The sequence below is a fragment of the Pseudescherichia sp. genome (genome assembly GCF_031998825.1).
Classification (GTDB): domain Bacteria; phylum Pseudomonadota; class Gammaproteobacteria; order Enterobacterales; family Enterobacteriaceae; genus Pseudescherichia.
Genome location: NZ_DAMACX010000022.1, coordinates 18137 through 33046, shown reverse-complemented (window position 1 = coordinate 33046; position 14910 = coordinate 18137). Strand labels below are relative to the sequence as shown.

Below are 14910 nucleotides of genomic sequence, written 5' to 3'. Positions count from 1 at the left end.
TAAAACACCCGTACCTTAAACCATGTTTACTATAAGGTTATAGGTGAGTGATGGCGCTACATGGAAAGTTTGTAATTAACGATGCGTACTATTCTCCGCTATCGTTTCCAGGTATAGGCACGTTTTTAGCGTTTTCTGGTGATGGTGCTTACCGTAACCGTGGGGCTTGTGGAATGAAGGCAACGGTAGGTCCAATCCCAGCTGGCAAATACTGGATTGTAGATCGTCCTGAAGGTGGACTCAGATCGCAAGTTAACGCAGGTGTCCGAGATGCCTATAACCATATAGTAAAAGGCGCAACTTTCAGGCATAACGAATGGTTTGCCCTTTGGCGTAATGACTGGGGAATCGACGATTACACTTGGATAGAAGGTGTTAAGCGCGGCAATTTCCGTTTGCATCCCGGTACCCTATCAGAAGGTTGTATCACTCTCCCACATGATTCAGATTTTGCCCTGCTACGCAATGCGCTGTTAAGAACGCAACAGGTAAACGTACCATGCATGAGTAAACTTAAGACTTATGGCTCGATTGAGGTAATCGTTAATGGCAAAACATGTCCTTAGCTTCCTCATCAAGATAGTACTGTTTGCTGTGATTATGATGACCGTTGCAAAAACGATACATTATGATGCTCAGGTAAATAGCTTCATAGCTAATCATTTTAGTTACGATGATGTTAATAATATCGGGAAGTGGGTGTTAGGTGAGCCTGATCCTGAACCCTATGACTCAGTAAGCTTCTTTATCGTTTTTCTAAGTAATATCTTGATTAGCGTGGCAATTCTTAGCGTAGCTACTACCGCTTACACTGCTTTTACCGGCACAGCGAGTCCTTTGGTACTGCTGAAAAAATTTTCTACCTCAACGTTACGACGGATTATAAAAATTTTCGCGTTCACCTTTGTATTTTGGGCGCTCTTTCGTTTTCTACCATATCAATCACTCTTTCCCGATGGTGAAACGTATTCAGCTTTTACTTACGCTGCAGTTATAGCATTTAATCTGATTATGACGATTATTTGCTACTTTTTTATCCAAAAACAGGTCACAACCAAAAGGAGTCTGTAATATGCCCATTCCCGCTTATATGTGGCTTAAAGACGATAGCGGAGCAATTATAAAAGGCTCTGCCGATGTCAAAGATCGTGAAGGCAGTATTGAAATTATTGGCTTTAGCCATGGTCTGAACATTCCGGTAGACAGCCTCAATGGCAAGATTGCTGGTAAGCGTTCACACGCTCCAATGATGATTGAAAAAGAGTTTGATAGTTCTAGCCCATATCTTTATAAAGCTGTTTCTACTGGGCAGACGCTAAAGTCAGCTGAAATTCGTTGGTATCGCATTAATTTTTCAGGATACGAAGAATGCTATTTTATTATGTTTATTGAAGGTGTGAAAATCACTGGAGTAAACCCAAGTATGCCGAATGCTAAAATGGGTAATAATTCTCAAATCAATCATATGGAATCTATTGCCTTAATGTATGATAAAATTACATGGCACTATGTTGATGGTAACGTGCAGTACAGCGATGACTGGAACGTAAGAGCGTAAATAATAGAAAGGGGCATTTGCCCCCTTAGATTGCGCCAAAATACACTAATCACTACACCGCATCAAAGCGGAATTAGAAGCGGTAGCCAACGCCGACGTTAAAGCCGTTGATAGAGCGGCTGCCGTCGATATCTACGTTAGTGCCTTCATAGCCAACGTTAATCGCCAGCTGCTCGGTCGGGTTAAACTGCACGCCCGCGCCCCAGGCGAAATCGGTCGATTTCTCAGAGATGCTTTCACGCCCGACGTAGTAGTCGCCCGCGTTTACCCAGGTGGTATCGCCGTCGGCTTTAGTATGGGCAATGCCGCCCAGCGCGTAGAGGGAAACATACTCGTTAATACGGTATGCCGGACCAACCATCAGGGAGTAATATTTCACGTCGATGCTGTTATGCACCGCATCGGAGGCCACATAGTAATCCTGATCGTCATCACCGCTCATATAGGTAAAAGAGCCGAGCACGCTGAGAGGAGAGTCCAGCTCATAGCGGTATTGCAGGTTAACGCCGCGAATATCCTTAAAGCCTTCCACGTCGCTCTGCGCATAGCCAATAGAGAGCGTATTGCTCTCTGCCATTGCTGCGCCGCTCATCAGGCTGGCTGCTACCAACATCCCCAGAGTAATTTTTTTCATTTTTCTGTTCCATTTGCCATCCATTAAGGTGGCAAAATTGTTGGTTTTTTTAGCAGGGGATGAAAGGGGGAATAATCCTAAAGCATTGATAATGTAGGTGAAAAACACCCCCTAATCTGGTAGTTGCAGACTGGCTATCTTCGTGAAGCAAACCCAAAACGGGGAAAAGTGCACTTAACTAAAATTGCTCAAAAAAACTACTGGATATTTGAACAGGGATTAGTATAATAATTACACAACCCAGTCGGGTGCTACAGTAAGTGAGTGGTGAAGCCTATGATGATTCCATTTGAAAGCCTTAATTCTCTGGATCAATCGGCAACGATGAGTAGCCGTGAAATCGCTGCGTTGACAGGCATAACCCACGGTGAAGTGAAACGTATTGTAAAAAGCCTCGAAACGGCGCAGCGTTTATCTGAGCCGGTACGGGTGGCGCTCTTTGAGCGAGATGGCGAAAGCTATCAGGAGTTTCTGCTGAACAAGCGTGACTCCTTGCTGGCCGTGGCGCGTCTGTCGCCAGGCTTTACCGCTGCCGTACTCGATCGCTGGCAGGAGCGCGAAAACAAAACCGCGTTGCCCGATTTTACCAACCCGGCGGCGGCGGCCCGCGCATGGGCTGAGCAGTATGAGCAGCGCCAGAGAGCCGAGCAGCAGCTGGCACTCTCCGTCCCAAAGGCAGAGTTTTTTGACCGTTTCGTTGAGGTGCAGGATTCGCTGGGTTTTCGCCAGCTCTGCAAGATGCTGAAGGTGAAAGAGCCGGAGTTCCGTCAGTTCCTGCTGGAGCGCAACATCATGTACCGCGTTAACGGCACGCTGACGCCGCAGCTGCATCATCAGCAGGCGGGCTACTTCACCCTGCGCTCCGGCGTGGGTGAAAACCAGCACACTTTCTCCCAGGCGCGTTTTACCGCCAAAGGGGTGAAGTGGGTGGCGGGTCTCTGGGCCGGTCATATCGCTACGCAGCCAAAAGGCGCAGCAGCGGCATAAGCCTGCGCTAGCCCCTCCGGCCCTTCGTCAGTTCGCTGGCGAAGGGCTTTTTATTATCCTCCTGTACCCTCTGTATACTCCCCTTTCTACCTTAGCCCTCATTATCAATCTTCACTTACCGGCGCCCTTGTCTCTCCCCATACAGGCGGATCTGCGGCAAAAACCGTAAAAACTTATAACGATTCCTAAAGGCAGGGCCATAACAATACGATAACCTGTCTGTGGCAGATGAAGAGAATGGTTAAGGTGGCTTATAATACCGGGCGGAAATTGAGAATTTCATGCTTTCGCATTATTGTCATGACCGAAAATATTGTCTTCGGCTAAAGGCAGGCCCAATGTTACGTAACCAGATCCCTTTTAGCGGGGGCAACGTTAGTATTAATCATGAATGATGATAAAAAGCCATCTGATTCCAGCAGTGTCGATACACAACATCTCATTGATCTACTTGATAATAACTCGGACTGGGTGTGGGAAGTTGATGCCCAGGGGCGCTACACCTGGTCCTCTAAAGTGGTGACCAGCCTGCTGGGCGTCTCGCCGGAAGAGGTGATTGGCTGCACCCCTTTTGACTTTATGCCCCCCGGCGAAGCCGAGCGCGTTGGTCGCGCCTTCGGTGAAATTGTCGCTAAACGTATCCCGTTCTCCGGGCTGGTTAACCGTAACCGACGTACTGATGGCCGAATTGTCGTGCTCGAAACCAGCGGCGTTCCGCTGTTTGATGAGCAGGGCGAGCTACGCGGCTACCGGGGCATTGACCGTAATATCTCCACCCTCGGCGAGCGCGTTTTACAGCTGGAGACCATCTATGACATGACTCCCGTCGCGCTCTGTATGCTTGACCGGCTGGGACATGTGGTGATGTCTAACAAAGCGATGGCGCAGCTGATGGATAACGCTGCTGCCGCGGCCGCTGAAAGCCACATTGCCGACCTGATGCCGGGCTGCTGGCAACAGTTTCAGTCCGCTTTTGCTCTTGCCGACACCGGGGTAGAGATCCCCAGCAGTGAGATCGTCTGGCGCAAACGCTGCTACGATACCCACTCCGTGCCGGTGCATGACGCGGCCGGTAATGTCATCGGGCTATCGGTCACCTGGGTAGATATCACCGAGCGCCGCCGTGCGGAACAGAAGCTCGCCAGCGCCAATGCCATCCTGCAACGGCATGCCCAGCATGACCATCTTACCGGCCTGTTCAACCGCCGCTATATGGACGAATGTCTCTCTAACGCCATCACTAACGCCGTGGATGAGCAGTTTCCGCTTTCGGTCTGCCTGGCCGATATCGACTATTTCAAACATTACAACGACACCTACGGCCATCAGGCAGGGGATGCGTGCCTGCGCACGGTTGCCGACGCGCTGGTGGCGGCCCGCCGTCAACCTGAAGATAACGTCAGCCGCTACGGGGGAGAGGAGTTTTTAGTGATCCTGCCGCGTACCGACAGCGTAGGGGCGCTGGCGATGGCGGAGAGAATGCGTGAAAGCATTAACGCGCTGCGTATTCCTCTTTCTGCCAGCCCAACCGGCTATCTGACTATCAGCATCGGTATAGCAACCCTTAGCGAGTGCAGCATGGTGACCGAAGAGCGCCCGCTGCATCTTATTGCCAGTGGGGTGATTCATCAGGCCGATACCGCACTCTATTCCGCAAAACGGCGGGGGCGCAACGGTGTCGTGGCGGCAGCAGCGATGCAGCGGGCGTAAACCAGGCCCTGATTCAATCAATTTTCAGAACGGCCATCGGACGAATAGCCCAGCTTGAAGAGCAGCGCGACGATGGCATATTTTACCGCCTGCGCCAGCACTTCGGTGCAGTCGCCGTCAAAGTGCTGAAGCGCTGAATCAACTTTATTACCCGGTAGCGCCCAGCCAAACCAGACGGAGCCGGCAGGCGTGCCGTCTTCGCCGCCGTCCGGGCCGCCGTAGCCGCTAACGGCAATACCGACATCCTCTCCTGACACCCTGACCGCACCCGTAGCCATCTCCTCCACCGTGGCTTTACTGACGGCGGTATGTTTAGCAAGTGTCTCCGGGTTCACATTTAACAGCGTCATCTTCGCTTCATCCGTAAAGGTTATAAATCCGCTGCCGAAAAAAGAAGGAGTGTCTTTTGCCGCACAGAGCGTGGAGCCGAGCAGCCCCCCGGTGCAGGACTCCGCCGTGGTCAGGCGCAGTTTTTTGCTTTTTAAAAGATCACCCAGTTCATTTGCCAGAAAATCCAACGGTTTTTCCATGAATTGCTGGCAAAATTGTTGCTCTGTTGTCATTGTTGGCTATTCCTTCTGTGCATCATGAATGGAACAAATCTTCTTAAGTATTGCAGCAAAATGTCGCGCCAGGTTTTAGAGCGAAAGAATACCGATTTTTCTGTAAGAAGCGTGCTGTAAAGAGGGCACAGAGAGAGGCGTAAAGCCTTCACCGCAAGGTATACTGATTGCGTCACCTGTCGTAAAGGATCTGAACATTATGATTTCTACACTGATTTACCGGAGCCGCCTGAGCCCCGACTTTGATGCGTCAAAGTTAGGCGATCTGGTGTGCCTGGCGCAGAGCCGCAACGCAGAGTTGCAGATCTCCGGTATTTTACTTTTCGACGGGACCCATTTTCTTCAGGTGCTTGAAGGGCCGCTGGCAGATGTGAATGGTCTGTATGCCAAAATTAATCGCGATCCGCGACACGATAGCGTGGTCGAGCTGATGCGCGACTATGCTCCCAAGCGCCACTTTGAAGACCCAGGCATGTCGCTGTTTGATCTCCGCTATGACAGCCCACGATCGGTGCTGCGCTCGGTGATTATCGCCGGAGCGCTTAAGTTTAATCTCGCCTGCGACGGGCGGGTCTATAAGTTTATCAAATCATTCCTGCGCGGCAGCTGGCGCGAACAGTATCCCACCCGGAACGATCCTGAGCGCTGGGCGTTTGTGCCCGTCGAGCCGCCGCTGGTGCAAAGCCTGCCGTTCCTGTTCCCGGATCAGCCGTGCCAGTTCGCCATTCAGCCCATCGTGGAGCCGCTGCGTGGGCAGATCAGCTCTTTTGAAGCGCTGATCCGTAGCCCAAACGGCGGCTCGCCGCAGGACTACTTTGCTTCTATTCCACCGGACAAAATTCATGAGGCCGACCTCCTGTCAAAGGAGTGGGCATTTGCGCTGGCGAAACAAATTGGCATCGGCAGCCATAAGCTCTCCATTAACCTGCTGCCGATGTCGCTGGTCAACATTCCTGGCGCGGTGGATATCCTGCTGGCGCAGATCACCCGGCACGGGTTGGTTCCTGAGCAGGTGATTGTCGAGGTGACCGAAGACGAGGTGATCTCCGGCTACGACGAGTTTACCATCGCGATTATGCAGCTGCGTTCGGCGGGTATTGGATTGGCGATCGATGACTTCGGCGCGGGCTTTGCCGGACTGTCACTGCTTACCAAGTTCCAGCCGGGCGAGTTAAAGATTGACCGCAGCATCGTAACCGATATCCATCTGCATGGTCCGAAGCAGGCGATTGTTAACGCCATTGTGAAGTGCTGCGCCGAGCTGGAGATCAGCGTGGTGGCGGAAGGGGTCGAGAAAGTAGAGGAGTGGTGCTGGCTGGAGGCCGCTGGTATCAAGCACTTCCAGGGCTATCTGTTTGCCAAACCGGCCCTCAACGGCGTCGCGCCGGTCTGCTGGCCGGTAAAGCAGGCGAAGGTTTAGCCGTGCCAGGGCGTTGAGTCCGCAAGGCGGGGCTTAACCCGCTCATGCAGCGCCGGGTTATCGCTCTCATCCTTCAGCTTAACGCCGGTCAGACGGCGTAAAAAGGCCTGCTCCAGCAGCCAGGCGAGCTTAAACGCTGCGGCTTCGTAGCCCAGCCCCTCCGGGCGAATGTTGGAGATGCAGTTGCGCTCCGAGTCCAGGCGCGCCCGTTCCGGCTGCCAGGTCAGGTAGACGCCCAGGCTGTCCGGGGACGACAGCCCGGGACGCTCGCCAATCAGCATCGCTACCGCTCTACTCTTCAGCGTCTCGCCAATCTCATCTCCCAGCGCCACCCGCGACTGATGCGCCAGCACCACCGGCCCGATGGTCAGCCCCAGCGTCTGCAGGTAGGGCAGCAGGGCAGTAATCAGCGCCACCGCCTGGCGGTGCACTGCATGAGAGGAGAGCCCGTCACCAATCACCAGCAGCAGATCGTGGGCGGGCACCCGGCTGGCCTGAAGTGCCTCGCGGCTCTCGTCGCTCAGCCTGCGCCCCAGATCCGGACGATTCAGGTAAATATGCCGATCCGCTGCGGCACTGTAAGCGGTCAGGGTTTGCAGGCCCAGCGCCGTAAGCTGCTGCGCCAGCGGCTCGCTGTCAAAGGGCTGGTGGACTGCGTCGCGAGCCTGGGCATGAGCCAGGCCGAAGCTGAGCACCTCCCGGGTCGGCAGGCTTGCACCGCTGCGCCCCAGGGCGATACGGGCATCGGTAAACTCGCGCAGCAGCGACCAGGCGTCAGGATGATTCATACGTTTACCCTCTTAGACGGCAGCACGCTCAGCAGCGGATGATTGGCTCCGGTGAGCCGCAGCTGGCCTGCGCTATCGATAATCTGCATTTTCGTCAGCCACTCGCTAAACTCCGGGGCATGCTTCAACCCCAGCAGACGTCGGGCGTAGAGCGCGTCGTGAAATGAGGTGCTTTGATAGTTGAGCATGATGTCATCTGCTCCCGGGACGCCAATCAAAAAGGTCAGCCCGGCGTTGCACAGCAGCGTCAGCAGGGTATCCATATCATCCTGATCCGCCTCCGCATGGTTGGTATAGCAGACGTCGCAGCCAATCGGCAGGCCCATCAGCTTGCCGCAGAAGTGATCCTCCAGCCCGGCGCGGATAATCTGCTTGCCGTCGTAGAGATACTCCGGGCCAATAAATCCCACCACCGTATTGACCAGCAGCGGATCGAAGTGGCGTGCCACGGCGTAGGCTCGCGCCTCACAGGTCTGCTGGTCGACGCCGTGATGGGCGTTGGCAGAGAGGCAGCTGCCCTGGCCGGTCTCAAAGTACATCACGTTCTGACCCAGCGTGCCGCGCCCAAGGCTCAGGGCGGCCTCACGGGCCTCCGCCAACAACGCCAGGTTGATGCCGAAGCCGCTGTTTGCCGCCTCGGTGCCCGCCACCGACTGGAATACCAGGTCGACGGGCGCACCGCGCTCTATCAGTGCCAGGGTGTTAGTGACGTGCGTCAGCACGCAGGACTGGGTGGGGATAGCAAAGCGGTTGATGATGTCATCCATCATATGGTTCAGCCGCTCGAGCACCGGCAGGCTGTCGCTGGCAGGGTTAATGCCGACCACCGCATCCCCTGCGCCATAGAGCAGGCCGTCGAGCATGCTGGCAGCGATGCCTTTCAGATCGTCGGTAGGATGGTTGGGTTGCAGACGCACGCTCAGGTGACCTGGCAGGCCGATAGTGTTGCGAAAGCGGGTCACAACCCGGCACCTGCTCGCTGCGAGGATCAGATCCTGGTTGCGCATCAGCTTGCTGACGGCGGCGGCCATCTCCGGCGTAATGGCACGGGCCACGCGGCTTAGAGTAAGGGGATCGGTGGCGTCGTCCAGCAGCCAGTCGCGAAAGTCACCTACCGTCAGGTGGCTGATGGTCGAAAACGCGTCGCGATCGTGTGTATCGATGATCAGCCGGGTAACCTCATCCGCTTCATAAGGGATCGGCGGGTTAGCCAGGATCTCGCGCAGCGGCACCTCGGCCAGCGCCATCTTTGCCGCCATGCGCTCTTCGGCAGAGTCGGCACTGATGCCCGCCAGCACATCCCCGGAGCGGGCCGGGGAGGCTTTCGCCAGCAGCGTTTTCAAACTGGCGAACCGGTAGGTGCGGTGCGCCAGAACGGTTTTATACATGTCGCCTCCTCAGGAGAGGGCGCGCAGCTGTGGATCCAGCCCGGCGCGCTCGCGGGCCGTGGCCGTGCTGCGGAACCACAGGTAGCCAGCCAGCATCATCCCCGCAAAAATCAGCGCCAGCAGCGGGTTGTACCAGACCATTGCCACCAGGCAGAGCACCGCCATTCCGAGCGCGAACGCCGGGGCATAGGGAAACAGCGGCGCTTTAAAGGGGCGGATCAAATTAGGTTCGCTGCGCCGCAGTTTGAACAGTGCGGCCATCGAAGTGATATACATAACAATAGCGCCGAACACCGACATCGTCACGATGCAGGCGGTGAGCGGCATACCGCTGATGGTAACTACCGAGTCCGAGAAGATAGCCGCGATGCCCACCACGCCCCCGGCCAGAATCGCCAGGTGCGGCGTACGGGTCTTACGGTTCAACGTCGCCAGGCTGGCTGGCAGATAGCCCGCTCGTGCCAGGGAGTAGATCTGCCGTGAGTAGCCCATAATGATGCCGTGGAACGACGCCACGAGGCCAAACAGCCCCAGCCAGACCAGCATATGCAGCCAGCCGCTGTTGTTACCAACGATGACCTTCATCGCCTGCGGCAGCGGATCGTTGATGTTGGCGAGGTTACGCCAGTCGCCGACGCCGCCGGCAAAGATCATCACCCCAACCGCCAGCACGGTAAGGGTCAGAATACCGCCGCCCAGCGCGCGTGGAATGGTGCGCTGGGGATCCTTTGCCTCCTCTGCCGCCATAGAGGCCCCTTCAATGGCAAGGAAAAACCAGATAGCGAAGGGAATGGCGGCAAACATGCCGGAGAGGGCGAGGCCGCTAAAGCTCTCTGCGCCTGCCCAGCCGTTAGCGGTGAAGTTATCCCACGAGAAGCCCGGCGCAACGACGCCCATAAACACCAGCAGCTCGAAGATCGCCAGCAGGGTGACGATCAGCTCGAAGGTGGCCGCAATGCCGACGCCGAGAATATTCAGCGTCATAAAGATGACGTACGCGGCGCAGGCGATCCATTTTGCATCCAGGGCCGGAAACTGCACGTTCAGGTAGGCCCCGATGGCCATCGCAATCGCCGGTGGGGCAAAGACAAACTCGATAAGGGTGGCAAACCCGACAATAAACCCGCCGGTCGGCCCGAAGGCGCGATAGGCATAGGCAAAGGGGCCGCCCGCGTGGGGAATGGCGGTCGTTAGTTCGGTAAAGCTAAAGATAAAGGCGCAGTACATCGCCGCTATAGCCAGCGCCACGACGAGAAAGCCCATCGTGCCCGCCTGCGACCAGCCGTAGCTCCAGCCAAAATACTCACCGGAGATCACCAGCCCTACGGCAATTCCCCAGAGACGGAAGCTGCCGAGCGTTCTTTTCAGTGTGGTTGTAGGTGTCGTCATCATTTGCTGCCTCGCCGTTACACAGTTAACCGGGAGCCTGCAAAGGCGGTGCCAGAAAATTAACCACAGCTATTTCAATAGAATAAGAAAAGCGCGTTAAAAGCAGTGCACCGAAACGCACGGGGCGATGGTGCAGACTGCCCCGGCGCGGTGAAAAACGTAGCGAGTCCGCTTCAGTTTGTAGGCCCGTGCAAGCGTAGCGCCGCCGGGCATTAAACAGGTGTGAGATGCGCACCGATGTAGCGCGCATAGCGCTGGCTTTTTAGATGGGTGAGATCCACCAGCACCAGGCCATCCACGCAGTGGTTGAAGTCCGGATCGCTACCAAAGTCGATAAACTGGACGCCGCCCGGCGTGCACAGCTCTGAGTACTGCTTATAGAGCGGGGGAATGCCGCAGCCCAGGTTGCCGAGCAGCGACTTCAGGCGGGTAAGATCCTCGGTGTAATCGTCGCCGGTAAACTGGGCCAGCACCTCCGGGAGCGAGGCTGGCCAGGGGCGACGGGAGACGACCAGCGGATGCAGCGGCGGGAACCAGAGGCGGTAGAAGGCCACCAACAGATCCCGCGCCGCCGGAGGCAGGCCGCCGGAGATCGACACCGGGCCGAAGAGATAGCGGTACTGGGGGTAGCGTGCCAGGTAGGCACCAATTCCCGACCAGAGGTAGTCCAGCCCGCGACGGCCCCAGTAGCGTGGCTGAATAAAGCTGCGTCCCAGCTCAATGCCATGCTGCAAAATATCATCCATTTTATCGTCATAGTGGAACAGGCTGTAGCTGTACAGCCCGCCCAATCCCTGCTGCGCCACCTGCTGTGCCGTGGGCATAAAGCGGTACGCGCCGACAATCTCCAGATCCGCCTCATCCCATAAGATCAAATGCAAATAGTCATCGTCATAGCGGTCGATGTCACGCCGCTGCCCGCTGCCTTCCCCCACGGCGCGAAAGGCGATCTCCCGCAGACGGCCTAGCTCGCGCAGCACCGGAACATCCTCCTCGCCGTTGCGCTGCCAGAGGTAAATAGTCTTGCCGTCCGTGGTCTGGCCGAGGCACTCCGCCTGTGCCAGGGCGCGTTTCAGGAGTAGCCGCGGCTCCGGCCGGGCGATGGCACACTCGGTTTTAAACACCCCCGGCAGACCTTTGCCCAGGCGGATAACGTGCTGGCGACACCGCTCCGCCATCTCGCGGGCGCTGGCGTGCGGGTTACGCAGGCTCTCCCACGGGATGCGCTGGCCGAGGGTGATCGGCAGGCTGCTGCCCTGGCGGCGAAACATCTGCTGCATCAGGAGTAGCATCGGCAGGGTAGAGGAGATGAGCGTGCTGGCGTAGAAGAGCGGGCTGTTATGGGCGCGAATAAACACCGGCAGCAGCGGGGTACGAAACTTCGCTGCCAGCTTTATGAAGCCGCTGTGCCATGCGCTGTCGCGGATCCCGTGACGGGTCAGGCGCGATACCTCGCCAGCGGGAAAGAAGATCAGCACGCCACCCTGCTGGAGCTGCATTTCCATCTGCAGCAGCGAGGATCTGCGCGTGCGCCCGCCCAGGTTGTCGACGGGAATAAACAGTGAGCTGAGCGGCTCCAGGTGGCTCAGCATCCGGTTGGTGACGACTTTAACATCCCGCCGCACGCGGGAGACGGCATGAAGCAGGGCGAGGCCATCAAGCGTGCCGGTAGGGTGGTTAGCGATAATGATCAGTGGGCCATGCTCGGGGATCTGCTCAAGGTCATGGGCGGAGAGGGTGCTGCGAATGCGGAGATGCTCAAGGATCTGCTCGACCATATCCAGTCCTTTAAGATGGCGATGGCGGGCGGCGAACTGTTGAAATTCCTCTTCATAAAGCAGACGTTTAAGCAGGTTGCGTTGCCAGGGGGTGGGCCTGGCCTGAGGCCAGAGGTCATCAAGGACGCTGTCGAGACTAAACATGGTGGCTCCTCCATCCGTCTTAGGCAGACAGTAGAAGGGCGAGATGGCGTTTCTGTGACAGGGAGGTGAATTTTCGAGAAGCAGCTGCTGTAAATGCAGTTAATTTTTCTTATCTATCAGCACTTATTGCCTCTTTTTCTTTCTGAATTTGGTTTAAAAATAGTTAAACATAACAATAAAAGGAGTGTGGTTATCATGGCGCTTCACGGAAAGTTTGTATTGAACGATGCAGACTACTCACCCTTCACCCTCTATGGTGTTGGTACATTTTTTGCTTTTTCAGGGAATGGAATTTACCGTAATAGAGGTGCTTGTAGTAGCGTTCTCAAAAATGGTCCATTACCCACTGGTAGATATTGGATTGTGGAACGTGGTTCAGGCGGTTTTTTTTCAGGATTGAAAGCTAATGCGCAAGATACATGGAACCGGGTTTGGAACGGTGCGACGTTCGGGCGTGATGAGTGGTTTGCACTCTATAGAGATGAGTGGGGTATAGATGATGGTACATGGATAAATAACGTTCATCGTGGCCTTTTTAGACTTCATCCCGGTCATATTTCAGAAGGATGTATAACTATTCCTCATAACTCTGATTACGCTTTAATTAGAAATGCATTAATGAGAACTCAGCCTATTCACGTTCCCTGCATGAAAATGCTGAAAGCGCGTGGTGTTATAGAGGTACTAGCGAATGGATTCAGTAATAGTTGCCCGCATCCTTAAAAATTGGACGCGCAGATTACTAAAAACAGCCTTGTTTATATTACTCTCAATAGCTGTTGCCCGTTTGCTAGGTAATCCAGAAATTTGGATTAGCTATGATTTTGCCGAGAAAGTAGCAGGTTGTATTTATGCAGACGTGAATGCAGAAACAATTTATGATACTTATTTTTACATATCTTTCTTAACCGTTATTTTTATCACTGTCACAATTTATATTTGTGCAATTAAATTGATTAAATTTTTAAGGAGTCATTAAATGCCGACCCCCCCGTATCTATGGCTTAAGGACGATGGTGGTGCAGACATAAAAGGATCTGTAGACCTGAAAGACCGTGAGGGCAGTATAGAGCTTATCGGATTTAGTCACGGTATTAATCTTCCTGTGGATAGTGCTAATGGCAAGATTACTGGAACACGCTTACATTCGCCAATTATGTTTGAGAAAGAGTTTGATAGTTCCAGTCCATACTTATATAGAGCTGTTGCTACTGGCCAGACGTTAAAAAGCGCTGAAATACGCTTCTATAACATTAATGATGCTGGTCAGGAAGTGTGTTATTTTATCATCTCAATGGAAGGGGTCAAAATAATGGGTGTTAATCCAGGTGTGCCTAATATTAAATTAGCTGGAAATTCGCAATTAAACCATATGGAGTCAGTCTCTATAATGTATGACAAAATCACCTGGAAGTACGTAGACGGGAATGTTCAGTATACCGATGCATGGGCAGAGAGGATAACAGCTTAATAATACTTTTCAGGATATTATCGCCAATATAAATGTTTTCATGCCCGGCAGGCAGAGCGCCACCGGGCATAAAGGTTTAACGCAGGATTTTCCGTTCGGCCAGATCCAGCGCGAAGTAGCTGAAGATCAGATCCGCACCGGCGCGTTTGATCGCACCCAGGCTCTCAAGGATCACTTTGTCCTCGTCGATAGCCCCGGCCAGGGCCGCAAACTTGATCATCGCATACTCACCGCTGACCTGATACGCGCCGAGAGGCAGCTCGGTGCGCTCGCGGATGTCGCGCAGGATGTCGAGATACGCGCCTGCTGGCTTAACCATCAGGCAGTCAGCGCCCTGCGCTTCGTCGAGCAGCGACTCGCGGATCGCTTCCCGGCGGTTCATCGGGTTCATCTGGTAGGTTTTACGATCGCCCTTCAGCGCCGTACCGGCTGCTTCACGGAACGGGCCGTAGAAGGAGGAGGCGAACTTGGTGGAGTAGGACATGATCGCCGTATCGGTAAAGCCTGCGGCATCCAGCGCCTGGCGGATCGCCTGCACCTGGCCGTCCATTGCGGCGGACGGGGCGATAAAATCGGCTCCGGCGGCAGCGGCCACCACTGCCTGCTTGCCCAGGTTAATCAGAGTTGCGTCGTTATCCACGCCGTGATCGCACAGCACGCCGCAGTGGCCGTGAGAGGTGTACTCACAGAAGCAGGTATCGGACATGACGACCATCTCCGGCACCGCGTCTTTACAGATCCGCGACATACGCGCCACGAGGCCATCTTCACGCCAGGCATCGCTGCCGGTGGCGTCGGTGTGGTGGGAAATACCAAACGTCATGACCGAGCGAATGCCCGCGTTGGCGAAGCGCTCAATCTCACGCGCCAGATACTTCTCCGGAATGCGCACCACGCCCGGCATGGCCTCGATAGCTTTATAGTCGTCCAGCTCTTCTTCAACAAAGATGGGCAACACAAAGTCATTGAGGCTCAGCGTTGTCTCTTCAAACATGGCGCGCAGCGGGGCAGACTTGCGCAGGCGGCGCGGACGGGAAATTAAATCGGTCATGGTATGCCTGAGGTTGGTGAATCAGAGGA

The 14910-nt window shown here is 54.9% G+C and carries 16 protein-coding genes; 9 read left to right on the top strand and 7 right to left on the bottom strand.

Annotation, left to right across the window (positions count from 1 at the left end; translation table 11 throughout):
• The first annotated feature begins 50 nt into the window (after nucleotides 1-50).
• Genes RTP97_RS11890 through RTP97_RS11880 form a run of 3 tightly spaced genes read left to right on the top strand, consistent with a single transcriptional unit; the run spans nucleotide 51 to nucleotide 1558 of the window.
• The gene (locus RTP97_RS11890) at nucleotides 51-566 is read left to right on the top strand and encodes a DUF2778 domain-containing protein (RefSeq protein ID WP_312413873.1); all 516 of its coding nucleotides are present in this window, start codon (nucleotides 51-53) and stop codon (nucleotides 564-566) included.
• Nucleotides 547-1071 (top strand): hypothetical protein, encoded by a 525-nt coding sequence (locus RTP97_RS11885; RefSeq protein ID WP_312413801.1) that lies wholly within the window; start codon nucleotides 547-549, stop codon nucleotides 1069-1071. The genes RTP97_RS11890 and RTP97_RS11885 overlap by 20 nt, the downstream gene beginning before the upstream one ends.
• A 1-nt stretch (nucleotide 1072) precedes the next feature.
• Nucleotides 1073-1558 carry an Hcp family type VI secretion system effector gene (locus RTP97_RS11880; RefSeq protein ID WP_312413800.1) on the top strand — a complete coding sequence of 162 codons (486 nt, stop codon included), beginning with the start codon at nucleotides 1073-1075 and terminating at the stop codon, nucleotides 1556-1558.
• Between the two features lie 73 nt (nucleotides 1559-1631).
• Here RTP97_RS11880 and RTP97_RS11875 read toward each other — a convergent pair whose 3' ends face one another.
• On the bottom strand, nucleotides 1632-2192 hold the full coding sequence (locus RTP97_RS11875) for an Ail/Lom family outer membrane beta-barrel protein (RefSeq protein ID WP_312211089.1): 561 nt from the start codon (nucleotides 2190-2192) through the stop codon (nucleotides 1632-1634).
• Between the two features lie 276 nt (nucleotides 2193-2468).
• On the opposite strand from RTP97_RS11875, the gene RTP97_RS11870 reads away from it, so the two are divergent.
• Together RTP97_RS11870 and RTP97_RS11865 are read left to right on the top strand one after the other, a co-directional pair.
• Nucleotides 2469-3179, top strand: coding sequence for a phage antirepressor KilAC domain-containing protein (locus RTP97_RS11870; RefSeq protein WP_312413799.1), 711 nt, complete (start codon nucleotides 2469-2471; stop codon nucleotides 3177-3179).
• Nucleotides 3180-3566: 387 nt separating this feature from the next.
• Nucleotides 3567-4889 carry a diguanylate cyclase gene (locus RTP97_RS11865; protein WP_312413798.1) on the top strand — a complete coding sequence of 441 codons (1323 nt, stop codon included), beginning with the start codon at nucleotides 3567-3569 and terminating at the stop codon, nucleotides 4887-4889.
• 17 nt (nucleotides 4890-4906) lie between these two features.
• On the opposite strand, the gene RTP97_RS11860 is transcribed toward RTP97_RS11865, so the two are convergent.
• On the bottom strand, nucleotides 4907-5419 hold the full coding sequence (locus tag RTP97_RS11860) for a 2-oxo-tetronate isomerase (RefSeq protein ID WP_312413797.1): 513 nt from the start codon (nucleotides 5417-5419) through the stop codon (nucleotides 4907-4909).
• Nucleotides 5420-5651: 232 nt separating this feature from the next.
• Here RTP97_RS11860 and RTP97_RS11855 point away from each other — a divergent pair, with 232 nt between their 5' ends.
• Nucleotides 5652-6872 carry a diguanylate phosphodiesterase gene (locus tag RTP97_RS11855; protein WP_312413796.1) on the top strand — a complete coding sequence of 407 codons (1221 nt, stop codon included), beginning with the start codon at nucleotides 5652-5654 and terminating at the stop codon, nucleotides 6870-6872.
• Here RTP97_RS11855 and eutC read toward each other — a convergent pair.
• The 4 genes from eutC to RTP97_RS11835 form a co-directional block, all read right to left on the bottom strand.
• Complete coding sequence (gene eutC, locus RTP97_RS11850) at nucleotides 6869-7660, bottom strand: ethanolamine ammonia-lyase subunit EutC (protein ID WP_312413794.1); 792 nt, start codon at nucleotides 7658-7660, stop codon at nucleotides 6869-6871. The two genes, RTP97_RS11855 and eutC, sit on opposite strands and share 4 nt — an antisense overlap.
• On the bottom strand, nucleotides 7657-9048 hold the full coding sequence (locus RTP97_RS11845; RefSeq protein WP_312413791.1) for an ethanolamine ammonia-lyase subunit EutB: 1392 nt from the start codon (nucleotides 9046-9048) through the stop codon (nucleotides 7657-7659). Before RTP97_RS11845 ends, eutC begins: the two co-directional genes overlap by 4 nt.
• 9 nt (nucleotides 9049-9057) lie before the next feature.
• Nucleotides 9058-10437 (bottom strand): ethanolamine permease, encoded by a 1380-nt coding sequence (eat, locus tag RTP97_RS11840; RefSeq protein WP_312413788.1) that lies wholly within the window; start codon nucleotides 10435-10437, stop codon nucleotides 9058-9060.
• 212 nt (nucleotides 10438-10649) lie between these two features.
• Entirely contained in the window at nucleotides 10650-12359 is a 1710-nt protein-coding gene (locus tag RTP97_RS11835; RefSeq protein WP_312413785.1) for a GNAT family N-acyltransferase, read from the bottom strand.
• Between the two features lie 195 nt (nucleotides 12360-12554).
• Here RTP97_RS11835 and RTP97_RS11830 point away from each other — a divergent pair, with 195 nt between their 5' ends.
• The 3 genes from RTP97_RS11830 to RTP97_RS11820 are packed head-to-tail and all read left to right on the top strand — an operon-like array spanning nucleotide 12555 to nucleotide 13830.
• Nucleotides 12555-13082 (top strand): DUF2778 domain-containing protein, encoded by a 528-nt coding sequence (locus RTP97_RS11830; protein ID WP_312413870.1) that lies wholly within the window; start codon nucleotides 12555-12557, stop codon nucleotides 13080-13082.
• A complete protein-coding gene (locus RTP97_RS11825) occupies nucleotides 13051-13338 on the top strand; it encodes a hypothetical protein (RefSeq protein WP_312413782.1) in 288 nt (95 codons plus the stop codon). The genes RTP97_RS11830 and RTP97_RS11825 overlap by 32 nt, the downstream gene beginning before the upstream one ends.
• Nucleotides 13339-13830, top strand: a complete 492-nt coding sequence (locus RTP97_RS11820) for a type VI secretion system tube protein TssD (RefSeq protein ID WP_312413779.1) — start codon at nucleotides 13339-13341, stop codon at nucleotides 13828-13830.
• A gap of 76 nt (nucleotides 13831-13906) precedes the next feature.
• Here the strand turns inward: RTP97_RS11820 and hemB are convergent, their stop codons facing one another.
• Entirely contained in the window at nucleotides 13907-14881 is a 975-nt protein-coding gene (gene hemB / locus RTP97_RS11815; protein ID WP_312413776.1) for a porphobilinogen synthase, read from the bottom strand.
• Between the last annotated feature and the right edge of the window lie 29 nt (nucleotides 14882-14910).

Excerpts from the sequence above, each read along its gene's own strand:
- RTP97_RS11890 (WP_312413873.1), top strand. The coding sequence starts at position 51 with ATGGCGCTACATGGAAAGTTTGTAATTAACGATGCGTACTATTCTCCG.
- RTP97_RS11885 (WP_312413801.1), top strand. The coding sequence starts at position 547 with ATGGCAAAACATGTCCTTAGCTTCCTCATCAAGATAGTACTGTTTGCT.
- RTP97_RS11880 (WP_312413800.1), top strand. The coding sequence starts at position 1,073 with ATGCCCATTCCCGCTTATATGTGGCTTAAAGACGATAGCGGAGCAATT.
- RTP97_RS11875 (WP_312211089.1), bottom strand. The coding sequence starts at position 2,192 with ATGAAAAAAATTACTCTGGGGATGTTGGTAGCAGCCAGCCTGATGAGC.
- RTP97_RS11870 (WP_312413799.1), top strand. The coding sequence starts at position 2,469 with ATGATGATTCCATTTGAAAGCCTTAATTCTCTGGATCAATCGGCAACG.
- RTP97_RS11865 (WP_312413798.1), top strand. The coding sequence starts at position 3,567 with ATGAATGATGATAAAAAGCCATCTGATTCCAGCAGTGTCGATACACAA.
- RTP97_RS11860 (WP_312413797.1), bottom strand. The coding sequence starts at position 5,419 with ATGGAAAAACCGTTGGATTTTCTGGCAAATGAACTGGGTGATCTTTTA.
- RTP97_RS11855 (WP_312413796.1), top strand. The coding sequence starts at position 5,652 with ATGATTTCTACACTGATTTACCGGAGCCGCCTGAGCCCCGACTTTGAT.
- eutC (WP_312413794.1), bottom strand. The coding sequence starts at position 7,660 with ATGAATCATCCTGACGCCTGGTCGCTGCTGCGCGAGTTTACCGATGCC.
- RTP97_RS11845 (WP_312413791.1), bottom strand. The coding sequence starts at position 9,048 with ATGTATAAAACCGTTCTGGCGCACCGCACCTACCGGTTCGCCAGTTTG.
- eat (WP_312413788.1), bottom strand. The coding sequence starts at position 10,437 with ATGACGACACCTACAACCACACTGAAAAGAACGCTCGGCAGCTTCCGT.
- RTP97_RS11835 (WP_312413785.1), bottom strand. The coding sequence starts at position 12,359 with ATGTTTAGTCTCGACAGCGTCCTTGATGACCTCTGGCCTCAGGCCAGG.
- RTP97_RS11830 (WP_312413870.1), top strand. The coding sequence starts at position 12,555 with ATGGCGCTTCACGGAAAGTTTGTATTGAACGATGCAGACTACTCACCC.
- RTP97_RS11825 (WP_312413782.1), top strand. The coding sequence starts at position 13,051 with ATGGATTCAGTAATAGTTGCCCGCATCCTTAAAAATTGGACGCGCAGA.
- RTP97_RS11820 (WP_312413779.1), top strand. The coding sequence starts at position 13,339 with ATGCCGACCCCCCCGTATCTATGGCTTAAGGACGATGGTGGTGCAGAC.
- hemB (WP_312413776.1), bottom strand. The coding sequence starts at position 14,881 with ATGACCGATTTAATTTCCCGTCCGCGCCGCCTGCGCAAGTCTGCCCCG.